11 protein-coding genes are annotated in these 13,310 nt (G+C 48.0%); 10 read left to right on the plus strand and 1 reads right to left on the minus strand.

The window, feature by feature from the left end; genetic code table 11:
• The first annotated feature begins 187 nt into the window (after positions 1–187).
• From AC2T15_RS03645 to AC2T15_RS03680, 8 genes are all read left to right on the plus strand, one after another.
• Positions 188–2,182 carry a peptidase U32 family protein gene (locus AC2T15_RS03645; RefSeq protein WP_053111049.1) on the plus strand — a complete coding sequence of 665 codons (1,995 nt, stop codon included), beginning with the start codon at positions 188–190 and terminating at the stop codon, positions 2,180–2,182.
• Between the two features lie 326 nt (positions 2,183–2,508).
• Positions 2,509–3,156 (plus strand): adenylate kinase, encoded by a 648-nt coding sequence (adk, locus tag AC2T15_RS03650; protein ID WP_053101588.1) that lies wholly within the window; start codon positions 2,509–2,511, stop codon positions 3,154–3,156.
• A gap of 79 nt (positions 3,157–3,235) precedes the next feature.
• Entirely contained in the window at positions 3,236–3,919 is a 684-nt protein-coding gene (tsaB, locus tag AC2T15_RS03655) for a tRNA (adenosine(37)-N6)-threonylcarbamoyltransferase complex dimerization subunit type 1 TsaB (protein ID WP_053101589.1), read from the plus strand.
• Positions 3,919–4,722, plus strand: a complete 804-nt coding sequence (locus tag AC2T15_RS03660) for a class I SAM-dependent methyltransferase (protein ID WP_486778754.1) — start codon at positions 3,919–3,921, stop codon at positions 4,720–4,722. Before tsaB ends, AC2T15_RS03660 begins: the two co-directional genes overlap by 1 nt.
• Before the next feature lie 24 nt (positions 4,723–4,746).
• Entirely contained in the window at positions 4,747–4,974 is a 228-nt protein-coding gene (locus AC2T15_RS03665; RefSeq protein ID WP_486778755.1) for a DUF1653 domain-containing protein, read from the plus strand.
• Between the two features lie 227 nt (positions 4,975–5,201).
• Complete coding sequence (gene topA, locus AC2T15_RS03670; RefSeq protein WP_486778756.1) at positions 5,202–7,796, plus strand: type I DNA topoisomerase; 2,595 nt, start codon at positions 5,202–5,204, stop codon at positions 7,794–7,796.
• A gap of 92 nt (positions 7,797–7,888) precedes the next feature.
• Positions 7,889–8,134 (plus strand): hypothetical protein, encoded by a 246-nt coding sequence (locus tag AC2T15_RS03675; RefSeq protein ID WP_053101593.1) that lies wholly within the window; start codon positions 7,889–7,891, stop codon positions 8,132–8,134.
• A 45-nt stretch (positions 8,135–8,179) separates the two neighbouring features.
• Positions 8,180–9,082 carry a pseudouridine synthase gene (locus AC2T15_RS03680; protein ID WP_486778757.1) on the plus strand — a complete coding sequence of 301 codons (903 nt, stop codon included), beginning with the start codon at positions 8,180–8,182 and terminating at the stop codon, positions 9,080–9,082.
• Positions 9,083–9,130: 48 nt separating this feature from the next.
• Here the strand turns inward: AC2T15_RS03680 and AC2T15_RS03685 are convergent, their stop codons facing one another.
• A complete protein-coding gene (locus tag AC2T15_RS03685; RefSeq protein WP_486778758.1) occupies positions 9,131–11,332 on the minus strand; it encodes a TonB-dependent hemoglobin/transferrin/lactoferrin family receptor in 2,202 nt (733 codons plus the stop codon).
• A 133-nt stretch (positions 11,333–11,465) separates the two neighbouring features.
• Between AC2T15_RS03685 and AC2T15_RS03690 the strand changes: the two genes are divergently transcribed.
• A complete protein-coding gene (locus tag AC2T15_RS03690) occupies positions 11,466–12,191 on the plus strand; it encodes an energy transducer TonB (protein WP_486778759.1) in 726 nt (241 codons plus the stop codon).
• A 23-nt stretch (positions 12,192–12,214) separates the two neighbouring features.
• Positions 12,215–13,309, plus strand: coding sequence for a hemin-degrading factor (locus AC2T15_RS03695; protein WP_414820327.1), 1,095 nt, complete (start codon positions 12,215–12,217; stop codon positions 13,307–13,309).
• Position 13,310 lies beyond the last annotated feature (1 nt).

Here is a 13,310-nt window from a genome sequence, read left to right on the forward strand (position 1 = left end):
GAAAAAAAGTATTGTCGCAGATTTAGTGTAAAACTGCTGCTTAGGGCTAATTGCTCTGTATGGCTTTTAATATGTGGGCTGAGGATTCGATTTAAACGCTGAGCGGTATCATTGAAACTGCTAAAAAAGATTGGCGAAACTGCTAACATAGGCCACTTTTATTGCCTTGCTAATTGAATCTATCTTTATGTCGTTACTCAGTCATCAACTTGAGCTGCTTAGTCCAGCCCGTGATATTACCATTGCCAAAGAAGCCATTTTACACGGCGCCGATGCAGTTTACATTGGCGGCCCTAGTTTTGGTGCGCGGCATAGTGCCAGTAACAGTGTCAGCGATATTGCACAATTAGTTGAATTTGCTCACTTATTTCATGCCAAGGTGTTTGTCACCATTAACACCATTTTGCATGACGATGAGCTAGAGCCAGCGCGTGAACTGGTTTATCAACTGTATGATGCAGGGGTTGATGCACTGATTGTGCAGGATATGGGGATTTTAGAAATGGATATCCCGCCCATTGAGTTACATGCCAGCACTCAAACTGATATCCGCACCCTAGATAAAGCAAAGTTCTTATCCCAAGCGGGCTTTTCTCAGTTGGTACTAGCCAGAGAGCTAAACCTGCAAGAAATTAAGCAAATCAGCAGCCAGGTTGACTCGGCGATTGAGTTTTTCATCCATGGCGCCTTGTGTGTGGCCTTTTCTGGGCAGTGTAATATCTCCCATGCTCAAACCGGTCGCAGTGCTAACCGCGGCGATTGCTCCCAAGCCTGTCGTTTGCCCTATACCCTCAAAGACGATCAGGGCCGCGTAGTGGCGTACGACAAGCATTTATTGTCAATGAAAGATAATAATCAAAGCGCTAACTTACGGGATTTAGTGGATGCGGGCGTGCGCTCATTTAAAATTGAAGGGCGCTATAAAGATGTCAGCTATGTAAAAAATATTACCGCTTACTATCGCCAATTATTGGACCAAATATTAGAGGAGCGTACTGATTTAACGCGTTCCTCCAGTGGCTTTGTCGAACACTTTTTTGTGCCTAATCCAGATAAAACCTTCCACCGCGGCAGTACCGATTATTTTGTGCAAGATCGCTTGATTGATATTGGTGCGTTTGATTCGCCCAAGTTTGTCGGTTTGCCAGTGGGTGAAATTCTGAGTGTAGGCAAACAGGATCTGACGGTACAAACCACCGAGCCGCTCAGTAATGGCGATGGTTTAAACGTACTGCATAAGCGTGAGGTGGTCGGTTTTAGGGCTAATACTGCCCAGCCACTGTGTGAGTTTGAACAAGAGGGGCAGCAGTTTTATCAGTACCGCATCGTACCCAATGAAATGCCCCCCGAGCTTAAACAACTGCGTCCACAGCATGTGTTAAATCGCAATATGGACCACAATTGGCAGCAGGCACTGCTGAAACCCTCGGCTGAACGGCGTGTGCTGGTAGATTGGCAGGTGCAACTAACTGAGCAGCAGTTGTTGTTGAGTGCCAGCAGTGAGGAAGGGGTGCTGGCGCAGGCAAGCCTAGCGGGACCTTTTACCTTAGCTAACAATCCACAGCAGGCCGCAGAGCAATTAAAAGATACCTTAACTAAACTAGGTACTACTATCTATCACGCCCAACGAATTGATTACCAAGCACAGCAGCCGTGGTTTGTGCCTAATTCCAAGCTTAAAGCCTTGCGCCGCGAAGTGATTGAGCAGCTAACGGCTAATCGCCTATTGGCACATCCAAAAGGCAGTCGTAAAGCAGTCAGTAATCCGCCTCCGGTGTATCCTGATAGTCATCTTACGTTTTTAGCCAACGTGTATAACGAAAAAGCCCGTGCCTTTTATAAACGTTATGGCGTTGAGCTAATTGATGCTGCTTATGAAGCCCATGAAGAAGCCGGCGAGGTGCCAGTGATGATCACCAAGCACTGTTTGCGCTTCTCGTTTAACTTGTGCCCCAAACAAGCCAAAGGCGTCACTGGTGTACGGACTAAAGTTAAAGATATGCAGTTGATTAATGGCGATGAAGTGCTGACGCTAAAGTTTGATTGTAAGCCGTGTGAAATGCACATTATTGGCAAAATGAAACACCACATTTTGCAGCAGCCACAGCCTGGTAGTAACGCCAGTATGGTGGGTTTTATTACCCCAGATGACTTATTGAAAACCATTAAGCGAAAAAACTAAGGGCTGATGAGTATCAGTTTAATGGGCGCGAATTTATGCTTTGATAGCATAATCGCCCAGCTTAAACAGCGAGTTTTGCTTGTATGAATGTAACGCGGTGTGTATCTTTGATCGTTTTTCGGCTGGCAGTTGCTAGTAACTAACTAGCCAAAAAACTGTTAGTTAATCAACAAGAACTCCGCTGGATGCAGGTGGACAAGCCTTGATGGTGCATTTACAGCGTTGAGTCAGTGACCAAAAATACCGTTTCCGTAGTGATCGAGCTGATTGCTCACTTAGGTTTTGATTTAAATGTTTGTCGTTATATAAAAATATAGGAGCATAAAATGCGGGTTATCTTATTAGGTGCACCGGGTGCAGGAAAGGGAACTCAAGCGGGTTTCATTACAAAGCAGTTCGGTATTCCGCAGATCTCTACCGGAGACATGTTGCGTGCAGCAGTTAAGGCAGAATCAGAGTTAGGCTTACAAGTTAAGCAGGTAATGGAAACTGGTGGTTTGGTTTCTGATGAAATTATCATTGGCTTAATTAAAGAGCGTATTAAGCAAGCAGACTGCGCTAACGGCTTCTTGTTTGATGGCTTTCCTCGTACCATTCCGCAGGCTGAAGCATTGCGTGAGGCCGGCGTTGAAATTGATCATGTGATTGAAATCGCGGTTGATGATGAAGAAATCGTAGGCCGTATTGCCGGTCGTCGTATGCACCCAGCTTCAGGTCGCACCTATCACATTGAGCACAACCCACCGAAAGTGGCAGGCAAAGATGATGAAACCGGTGAAGAGCTGATTCAGCGAGATGACGATAAAGAAGAAACAGTACGTCACCGTTTATCGGTTTATCATTCACAAACTAAGCCATTAATTAAGTTTTACCAAGACTTAGCCCAAGCTGAAGGCAAGCCAAAATATAGTGCTATTGCTGGGGTGGGTAGTGTTGAGTCAATTACCGAAAAAGTGCTCGCTGCATTGTCTTAAGCAACGCGCTGCACAAGGCAAAACCCGTTCCGGCGGGTTTTGCTGTTTTTACAGAAACTGTTTGTAGAAGAAGGGCATCATGACCACTATTTTAGCCATCGATACTGCGACTGAAGCGTGTTCGGTTGCACTCAGTTATCAAGGGCAAGTGTTTCAGCACAGCGAAGTTATTCCTCGTGAGCACGCTCAGCGCCTATTGCCCATGATTGAGCAGGTATTACAAGCGGCCAATTGCCAGCTCAGTGAGGTTGAGGCGATTGCGTTTGGTCGAGGGCCTGGTGCCTTCACTGGTGTCAGAATTGCTGTTGGCATGGTTCAGGGCTTAGCTTTTGCTTTGGCTTGTCCTGTGTTACCGGTGTCGAATCTTGCTGCCTTAGCTCAGCGTGCCTATCGTGAACAGGGCGCTACTGAAGTCGCAGCCGCAATTGATGCGCGAATGAATGAAGTCTATTGGGGCTGTTATCAATTGCAGCAAGGAGAAATGCGCTTAGTTGGAACTGAAGCGGTGCTGGCACCTGAGCAAGTGAGTTTGCCAGCGGCTTTTAATTCTGAAAATTTGTGGGCGATTGGTACCGGCTGGCAAACCTTTGCTGACAGCCTAGCCGTGCAGCCAACACATCTGGCGCAACAGCACTTACCGGATGCACTAGATATTTTACAACTAGCCCAGTTTGCATGGCAGCGAGGCGAGCAGTTAGCGGCAGAGCAAGCCCAGCCGGTGTATTTACGTAACAACATTGCAACACCTAAGCAGGCAAATTAATGCTGTTAGAGAATCCATCGGTCAAAATTGTCGTGCAAGCGCTGCTGCCTGAATTACACCCAGTAGCTAAACAGCTTGCCGAAGAGTTAGCGCTGCCTTTAGTGGCCGTTAATAATGCCCCTAGTGATGCTGAGTTTGCTTTGCAATGGGGGCCACAGGGATTATGGCTGCAAGAGTTAGGTAAGAAGGCACCAGGGCCAGTTCAGGTTGATTTTGTCAGCGGAGCGGCTGCCCATCGTCGACAATTTGGCGGAGGCAGTGGGCAAATGATTGCTAAAGCGGTGGGGATACAAAGTGGTGTGCGGCCGAGTATTTTAGATGCGACGGTGGGTTTAGGCCGTGATGCCTTTGTGTTAGCTTGTCTTGATTGCCCAGTCATCATGATTGAACGCCAGCCAGTGATCGCCGCTTTGTTAGCCGACGGTTTAACCAGAGCGGTACTGAGTCCAGAGGTAGCACCTATTGCTCAGCGTATGCGTTTGCTCACAGGCGATGCAATAAGTCTAATGCAAGACTGGCAAGAGCAAGCACCGCAAGTGATTCATTTAGATCCAATGTTTCCAGAGCGCGATAAAAGCGCGTTAGTGAAAAAAGAAATGCGGGCATTTAAGCCGATTGTCGGCGATGATCAAGATCAGGCGCAGTTACTTGCAGCAGCGCTCGCCTTAGCGAGTCATCGGGTGGTCGTTAAACGCCCACGTAAAGCCCCAGCAATTGATGGCATTGAGCCTAGCTATGTGCTAACGGGTAAATCCAGTCGCTATGATATTTACACTAAGAAATCGCTGAAAGCGACTGATTAGAGTCACTTACTTAGAACGTTATTTATGAAGATTCAACCAGGCATTTATCAGCACTACAAAGGCCCTTTATATCGCGTGATAGGTGCCGCTCGGCATTCTGAAACCGACGAGTGGCTAGTGACTTATCAAACCCTGTATGGTGAGTTTGATTTGTGGGTACGGCCTTTAGCAATGTTTTTAGCAACGGTTACCCTTGACTCTGGGGAACAAGTGGCGCGTTTTAAACTGATACAGCCTTTAGCCCCTTTGTAACCTTTTGTCTCGGTCTGTCAGGGTGCACAGAAACTAGAGTTAAAGGCGTTGAAGGCGCAGAATAGGTACAGGTTACTCGCTTAACACTGAGGCAAAATTGCCAGACAAATAGCAGGTCATTACTTGACCTCAGCTGTGAGCCGCTATATATATCGTGGCAAATTTTATTTAGTGCAGTGGAAAATTGATCACTGCCATGCATATTCAAATTAGGAAACTACCAACCAATGGGTAAATCGCTGGTTATCGTCGAGTCCCCGGCTAAAGCCAAGACCATCAATAAATATTTAGGCAATGACTACATTGTGAAATCCAGTGTGGGTCACATTCGAGACTTGCCAACCAGTGGCTCGGGTGGTGCAAAGAAAGCCAGCACCGCTAAAGAGCTTAAATTAACGCCCCAAGAAAAAGCCCAACGCCAATTAGTAGCGCGTATGGGGGTTGATCCTGAGCATGGTTGGAAGGCCCGCTATGAAATTTTGCCGGGCAAAGAAAAAGTCATTGAAGAGCTGCGCCGTCTGGCTAAAGATGCCGACACCATCTATCTGGCAACGGACTTGGATAGAGAAGGAGAGGCGATTGCTTGGCACTTAAAAGAAGCAATTGGTGGCGATGACACGCGCTATAAGCGCGTGGTATTTAACGAAATCACCAAAAAAGCCATTCAACAAGCTTTTGCTGAACCCGGCGAGTTAAATATTGATCAAGTCAATGCCCAGCAAGCCCGTCGTTTTCTTGATCGAGTAGTAGGGTTTATGGTTTCACCCTTGCTATGGAAGAAAATTGCCCGTGGCTTATCCGCTGGTCGCGTGCAATCAGTTGCCGTTAAATTAGTGGTCGAGCGGGAAAAAGAAATTCGTGCGTTTATTCCAGAAGAGTTTTGGCAAGTACACGCTGAGCTGGCCAATCAGGAAAAAAACCAAGCACGCTTTGAAGTCACCCGTGAGGCAGGTAAAGCATTTCGCCCAGTCAGTGAAGCACAAACCAAGGTAGCGCTAGCAAAGCTTCAAGCGGCTACCTACCAGTTAGTTAAACGCGAAGATAAGCCAACCAGCACTAAGCCGACCGCGCCCTATATCACCTCAACCTTGCAACAAGCGGCCAGTACGCGCTTGGGGTTTGGGGTGAAAAAAACCATGACCCTTGCTCAGCGATTGTATGAAGCGGGGTATATCACCTATATGCGTACCGACTCGACTAACTTGTCGCAAGATGCCATAGAGATGGTGCGCGGCTTTATTGAAAGCGAGTATGGCAAAAAATATTTACCGGCTAAACCCAGTGTTTACAGCAGTAAAGAGGGCGCACAAGAGGCTCACGAAGCGATTCGCCCCTCAGATGTGAGTCGCTTACCTACGCAATTAAGCGGCATGGAGCGTGATGCAGAGCGCCTGTATGAGTTAATTTGGCGTCAATTTGTGGCCTGTCAAATGACCCCAGCAGAGTATCTCTCAAGTAGCTTAACTGTTGAGGCGGCTGAGTTTGAGTTGCGTGCTCGGGGTCGTATTCTGAAATTTGATGGTTTTACTCGGGTGCAGCCACCCCAAGGCAAATCGGCAGAAGATGCTGTATTACCTGATATGCAGCAAGGTGAAGTGCTGAGCTTACAAAAGCTTGATCCAAGCCAGCATTTTACCAAGCCACCGGCGCGTTACTCAGAGGCCAGTTTGGTGCGAGAGTTAGAAAAGCGTGGCATTGGTCGTCCCTCGACCTATGCCGCGATTATTTCAACCATTCAGGATCGTGGCTATGTCACCGTGCAAAACCGCCGTTTTTATGCGGAAAAAATGGGTGATATCGTCACTGAGCGCCTTGGGGAAAGCTTTGCCAACTTAATGGACTATGGTTTTACCGCGCAAATGGAAGAGCAGCTCGATGATGTCGCGCAAGGTCAGTTGCAGTGGAAACGCCTGCTGGATGATTTCTATGGCGACTTTAAGCAAAAGCTTGAGCTGGCCGATAGTAAAGAAGGCGGCATGCGAGAAAATACCCCAACCTTAACGGATATACCATGTAAGGCCTGTGGTCGACCGATGGTGATTCGAACCGCCTCAACGGGTGTATTCTTAGGTTGCTCAGGTTACGCCCTGCCGCCTAAAGAGCGCTGCAAAGAAACCATGAACTTGGTTCCGGGTAATGAAATTGCGGCCGATGATGAAGGCGAGTCTGAATCGTTGCTTTTGCGCCATAAGCGTCGTTGTCAAATTTGTGATACGGCGATGGATGCTTACTTAGTCGATGAAACCCGTAAGCTGCATGTGTGTGGTAATAATCCAGACTGCGAAGGATATGCGGTTGAGCAGGGACAATTCCGGATTAAGGGCTACGAAGGCCCAAGCCTAGAGTGCGATAAGTGCGGCAGTGAAATGCAGCTGAAAACCGGGCGTTTCGGTAAGTTTTTTGGTTGTACTAATAGCGAGTGTAAAAACACCCGTAAACTGCTGCGTAATGGTGAAGCAGCGCCACCGAAGATGGATCCGGTGCCTATGCCTGAACTTAAATGTGAGAAGGTAGATGACACCTACGTCCTGCGTGATGGCGCTTCGGGATTATTTTTAGCCGCCAGTCAGTTTCCAAAAAAACGTGAAACCCGCGCGCCTTTAGTGAAAGAAATTATCCCGTATAAGGATGAAATTGATCCAAAACACCACTATCTAATGAGTGCGCCAACTGAGGATCCAGACGGTTTACCGACCATTATTCGCTATAGCCGCAAAAACAAAGAGCAATACGTACAGTCTGAAGTGGAGGGTAAAGCTACGGGCTGGCGGGCTTTTTATGATGGAAAACAATGGCAGGCCGAAGATAAGCGTAAAAAGTAAACGGCTGCTAAGTGCTAACTGCCTGCAGTGGTTTAACCATCGCGGGCAGTTTTGTTTTATTAAAATAATTTTTTAAGAGTTTAACCTTAATTATGTCGTCATCGTTTTTAGAAATTGTTGAATTATCCGACGGTCGCATTGTGTTGCGCCGCTCTGAAGAAGAACAGCCTTTAGTGACCTTAACCTTTTCCCCAGAAGTTAAGTCGTTTCTGCAAGAGCGTTATATTGATGTAGCCAAAGCCATGTTCCATACCGGTTTACAAAAAGCGGGGGGCTTAGAGGAAAACGAAGTCTGGTTGGACGATGAGGATGAAGATGCCTCCAGTACCATTCACTGACTGTCAGTGCTTAATTTTAGCTGTTGCCTGTTAGGTATTGCATAAATGCATCGGCATAACTCTGCGCTGATTGGTGCCAGCCGCGTGCATCTGCCTGCAGGTAATTGGCCTACGGTGTATGCTTTTTTATGTGAGCATTTTGCCCAAGTATCAGCGGAGCAATGGCTACAGCGTTTTAGCCGGGGGCGGGTGTTAGATCAAGACGCTCAACCCTTAGCGCTCGATACACCTTATCAGCAAGGGCGGCGGGTGTATTATTTTCGCGAAGTAGCGAAAGAAACGCCGGTGCCGTTTCAGGCAGATATTTTGTTTCAGAATGACGATTTATTGGTGGTGGATAAACCTCACTTTTTACCGGTGAGTCCGGTGGGCGTGTACGTTGAAGAAACTCTACAGCGACGGCTAATGAGACAGTTAAATAATCCGCAGCTCACTCCGATTCATCGTCTAGATCGTTTAACCGCAGGTTTAATTTTATTTTCGACTAATTCCGCCACGCGAGATGCCTATCAGCGTTTATTTCGTGAGCAGCAAGTGAAAAAGCGTTATGAAGCCTTGGCTGCCCCATTGCCTGAGCTTAGTTTTCCACGTGTGCATTGCTCTCGTTTAGTTAAGGGCGAGCCGTTCTTTTGCATGCAAGAGGTAGCCGGCGAGGCAAACAGTGAAACGCGCATTGAAGTGGCAGAAAAACAAGCGGATTATTGGCGTTATGCGCTGTATCCGGTTTCAGGTAAAAAGCATCAATTACGAGTGCATTTGGCCAGTTTAGGCGCGCCCATTATTAATGATGATTTTTATCCTCAGGTGTTACCTGAGCAAGTGGATAATTTCAGCGCGCCCTTACAGCTATTAGCTACCGACTTGTGGTTCACAGATCCAGTGACGCAGCAGCCCTTACATTTTAAAACACAGCGTCATTTAGCGCCGTTGGTTAATCTTGCTAACTAAAAACGCTCAGGCGCCATAAGCGACTGAGCGTTTTTATGGACGTTAGGATTACATTTCCCAAACTAAATTAACTGCAGCGTAACGTCCTGGTTGACTAAAGCGTGCACTATTAATATCACCGGTTTGTTGGCTTAGGCCACGCATATCAGCCCAGTGCCAATAGCGTTTATTGGTCAGGTTGTATAAGCCGGCATTGATTTGCAACTGCTCGCTCATTTGCCACCAACCATTTAAGTCTAGTACCCCGTAACCAGCAGTCTTAAACTGAGAAGGTAGTTGTTCGGTATTCACGCGATTTTTTGCAGCGACTAAGGTCCAGTTAAGATCCCCACCAAAGGTGCCATTGGGTTGCTCATAGCCTAAGCCAAATACAGCTTTCAGTGGATCAACACTGTTAAGCGGTTGACCTGATTTTTTATCTTTACCACGAGCATAGGCAAGGCTTGAGCGTGCTAGCCAACCTTCGCTAAAGCCGACCTCGTCTAAGAACAGTTCACCTTTGAGCTCGGCACCGTAAATAGTGACGCGATCTTGGTTGATGTATTGAAACTCGCCAAAGGGATAGCCGGGTTTATTAGAGGGGCGGCTGACTTGCTCAATAAAGTCATCGTAACGGTTATAAAACACAGCTAAGTCTAGATTACCGAGAGCGTAGTTAGCGCGTAATCCCAACTCAAAACTGTCACTGGTTTCGGCTTTTAGGCGGGTGTTGGCCAAGGTGCGGTACATGCCTGGATTTTCAAACTCACCGAAGATTTGTACAGCTTGAGGTGCACGATAGCCTGCGGCGTATTGTCCGTAGAGACTGTGTTGTGGATTGAGTTGATAGGTTACTCCCAGCTTCGGTGACAGCATTGAGTCGGTAAAGGTGCTGGGGTTGGCATCTTGTGCTTGGCTATTTAGATAACGCTTGGTGGCATGGGGCTGCATTTTGTAATAGTCATAACGCAGGCCAGGTAAGAACGTCCACTGACCCCACTGGATTCGATCTTGGGCAAATAAGGCGTATTCACTAGTGGTGGGGTCTGGAAAGTCACTAACCGGAAGCATTGGCTTACTAATACCCGTGCTGAGCAGGGTTTCTTGTCCCAGCCGTGCATCGCGGTTTTTATTGCGCTTGATTTCTAAACCATAGCTGAGCTGGTGCGCAGTGGCGCCCCAAGCGAATTCTGTTTGCGCCAAACTGTTTAGTACCCAGAGTTTTTCTTGGTATTTAGAATCACGACTACGGAAAGAGGCCGCACCCCGTGAAACGCGATCTTCATAGGTTTTTTGCCGGGTATCACTGGTTTGTTGGCTAAGCTGCGTGGTTAAGCGATCCAACCATGGTTGGTCTAACTGCCATTCATGTTGCAGGCTAAAGCGTTCACGCTCGGTGGTATCTTTAGCTTGCTGGGTACGAGTGGCTGCAGTGAGACTGTAGTTAGTTAAGACATTGGTGTTCGTATCTTGCGCAAAGCGATCATAGGTGAATTGTAAACGGTGCTGCTCATTAAGCTGCCAGCCGAGCTTAGCCAGTAAATTATCGCGGGTATATTCTTGCGGATTGCTTTTTCCTCGGGCGTTACCGATGCCGCCAGTTTTACTGTGGCTATCGGTGGCTTGTCCACTGCGTCGCCCAATATGCACTAGGGCATCAAGGTCACCGCTTTGTCCCGCCAGAGTGGCGCTACGTAACCAGCTATCATCGGAGCCGTCATAGCCCGTTTTTAAACGGAAAAAATGGTTTTTGCCATCGGCTAAATAATCCCGTGCGTCTTTACTGACAAAGCTGATCGCACCACCTAAGGCATCACTGCCGTATAAAGAACTGGCTGGCCCGCGAATAATTTCTACTTGCTTGATGGTGTCTAAATCGATGTAGTCGCGCTGGGCACTTAAGAAACCACCAAAAGAAAAACTATCCGCCACACTGACGCCATCCATTTGGGTGAGTACCCGGTTGCCGTCCATGCCACGAATATTAATGCCTGATAAACCAAAGCGACTATTGGTACCGCCGACCGATAACCCGGGTTCATAGCGAATTAAATCTTGAATGTTTTTGATGTTCTGCTGATCAATTTTTTGCTCAGTGTGCACCGACACCACGCTGGGCACCTCGCTGATTTTTTGCTCAGAACGAGTGGCAGAGACAGTAACGGCATTTAAGCGAGTCGCATTTTTAGGCGATTCAGCGTGCACCAGTGAAGGATTTAGACACAGAGCAATCCATAACGGCTGTAAAGCAAAGGCAGAGGATAAACGCATGGACAACAAACTCCTGAAGGGAAGTTAGACGTAAGGCAGATAGTTATTTTGCCCATACACGGTAAACGCTATTGATTGTCAAATGCAAATGGTTCTTAATAGTATTTGTTTTTTGGGGAGTCTGTGTTTAACGATGTTCAAAGCGTTGGCTTATATTTTATTGTCTTGCGCTGTACATGCTTGGTTATGGCTGAGCCTGTCGTTGCCTGCTGTGTCAGCTTCTGCAACGCAGGCAAGAGTGGCCCTCATCGCTTTGCACGTACCCAGCATGCAAGCAGCGCTGACCGTGCAAGAAAGCCAGGCACCAGCAAAACCTGTTAGCCCAGCATCACCTGCAACCGCTAAGGTGCAGTCTAAGGCTGTTGTGAAGCCGGCACCTGCTGCGCCCAAAGCCGCTGAGCCTAAATTAAAGACGCCTGAGCGCCAAGAAAGGGTAAATCATGCAGCAGCACCACGCTCAGTCGCCCAGAGCACGCAGCCGATAACCACTCATCGGGCGGGTAGAGCGCCCACGGCTGCAGCACTGAATAGCGCCGCGGCTGAAACAAGCACGCCGGCCACGCCAATTGAAGTGCTGAGTCAGCAACCAAGATTTAAGCATCAGCCTAAACCGCCGGTCTATCCGGCCTCCGCCAAGCGTAAAAACCAGCAAGGGCAAGTCTTGGTTGAGGTGCGTTTAACTGCCCAAGGGCAACAGCAAGAATTACGGATTATCCAGTCCTCAGGCGTCAGTAGCTTAGATCAGGCGGCACTGAATGCTGTACGGGGTTGGCAGTTTTTACCTGAACTGCGTCAGGGCTTGCCAGTGGCCAGTCGAGTGCAGGTTCCGGTTAATTTCACTTTAAATCATCGGCGTTAAGCCTAGGAGTCACTATGAGCCTTATGCAAACAACACTCGCTACTGTTGCAGCCGAGGAGCAAATGCAAAATTTAACAGGGCCAGAGCTGTATCAAGCTTGGCAACAGCTTAAGCAAACTCATCCAAGATTACGGGCCCGTGATGTGGCCGAGACGCTTGGCGTGACGGAAGCGGAGTTAGTTGCCAGTCGCCTAGGGGTAGATACGGTACGTTTACGGCCACAATGGAAAACCTTGCTGCCCGCCTTAGCTGGTCTTGGCAAAATTATGGCGCTGACTCGCAATCAAGATTGTGTGCATGAGCGTAAAGGCGTGTACCGTGAAACCAGCATTATGCCCAATGAGAAAATGGGTTTAGTGGTGTCCGCAGATATTGATTTGCGTTTATTTCTTAGTGGCTGGAGTTCAGTCTTTGCGATTGCCGAAGCCACCGCGCAGGGCGTACAGCGCAGCATCCAGTTCTTTGATCATCAAGGCGTGGCAGTGCACAAAGTGTTCTTAACTGAGGACAGCGATGTCGTAGCCTGGGAGCGTTTAATCCATGATTTTACTGCGGCAGAGCAAACCGCTGAACTACAGCTTAAGCCTAAGCCGCCAGCAGTGGTTGAGTTGCCCGATACACAAATTGATCAAGACCGCTTGCAGCAAAAATGGTCGGAGCTAAAAGATACCCATCACTTTTATGCGCTACTGCAAAAACATCAGGTCACGCGTACTCAAGCATTACGTTTAGCCGGTTCGCAGTGGGCTGAAGAGTTACCAGTAGAGGCTATCGCACAAGTATTTGAGCGCGCAGCAGAGCAACAAGTACCCATTATGGTCTTTGTCAGTAACCGTCATTGTGTACAAATTCATAGTGGCCCTGTGAGTAATCTGCGTTGGGTGGGTGACTGGTTTAATGTACTGGATCCTGAATTTAACTTGCACCTTAAAGTCAATGCGATCAAACAGTTATGGCGCGTTCGCAAACCCAGTACTGATGGCTTAATCACCAGTTGGGAAGCCTTTGATAGCGCGGGTAACTTAATTGTGCAGTTATTTGGTGCGCGTAAACCAGGTATTCCAGAGCTGGCAAGCTGGCGCGCAATCGCGGAGCAAACGCCCGCGCTGGAGGCGTAGG

Source organism: Thiopseudomonas sp. SA1F2-1K (assembly GCF_057443035.1).

Bases quoted from the DNA above. Each gene is read 5' to 3' on its own strand.
- AC2T15_RS03675 (WP_053101593.1), top strand. From the start codon at position 7,889: ATGTCGTCATCGTTTTTAGAAATTGTTGAATTATCCGACGGTCGCATT.
- AC2T15_RS03695 (WP_414820327.1), top strand. From the start codon at position 12,215: ATGCAAACAACACTCGCTACTGTTGCAGCCGAGGAGCAAATGCAAAAT.
- AC2T15_RS03660 (WP_486778754.1), top strand. From the start codon at position 3,919: ATGCTGTTAGAGAATCCATCGGTCAAAATTGTCGTGCAAGCGCTGCTG.
- AC2T15_RS03665 (WP_486778755.1), top strand. From the start codon at position 4,747: ATGAAGATTCAACCAGGCATTTATCAGCACTACAAAGGCCCTTTATAT.
- tsaB (WP_053101589.1), top strand. From the start codon at position 3,236: ATGACCACTATTTTAGCCATCGATACTGCGACTGAAGCGTGTTCGGTT.
- adk (WP_053101588.1), top strand. From the start codon at position 2,509: ATGCGGGTTATCTTATTAGGTGCACCGGGTGCAGGAAAGGGAACTCAA.
- topA (WP_486778756.1), top strand. From the start codon at position 5,202: ATGGGTAAATCGCTGGTTATCGTCGAGTCCCCGGCTAAAGCCAAGACC.
- AC2T15_RS03680 (WP_486778757.1), top strand. From the start codon at position 8,180: ATGCATCGGCATAACTCTGCGCTGATTGGTGCCAGCCGCGTGCATCTG.
- AC2T15_RS03685 (WP_486778758.1), bottom strand. From the start codon at position 11,332: ATGCGTTTATCCTCTGCCTTTGCTTTACAGCCGTTATGGATTGCTCTG.
- AC2T15_RS03690 (WP_486778759.1), top strand. From the start codon at position 11,466: ATGTTCAAAGCGTTGGCTTATATTTTATTGTCTTGCGCTGTACATGCT.
- AC2T15_RS03645 (WP_053111049.1), top strand. From the start codon at position 188: ATGTCGTTACTCAGTCATCAACTTGAGCTGCTTAGTCCAGCCCGTGAT.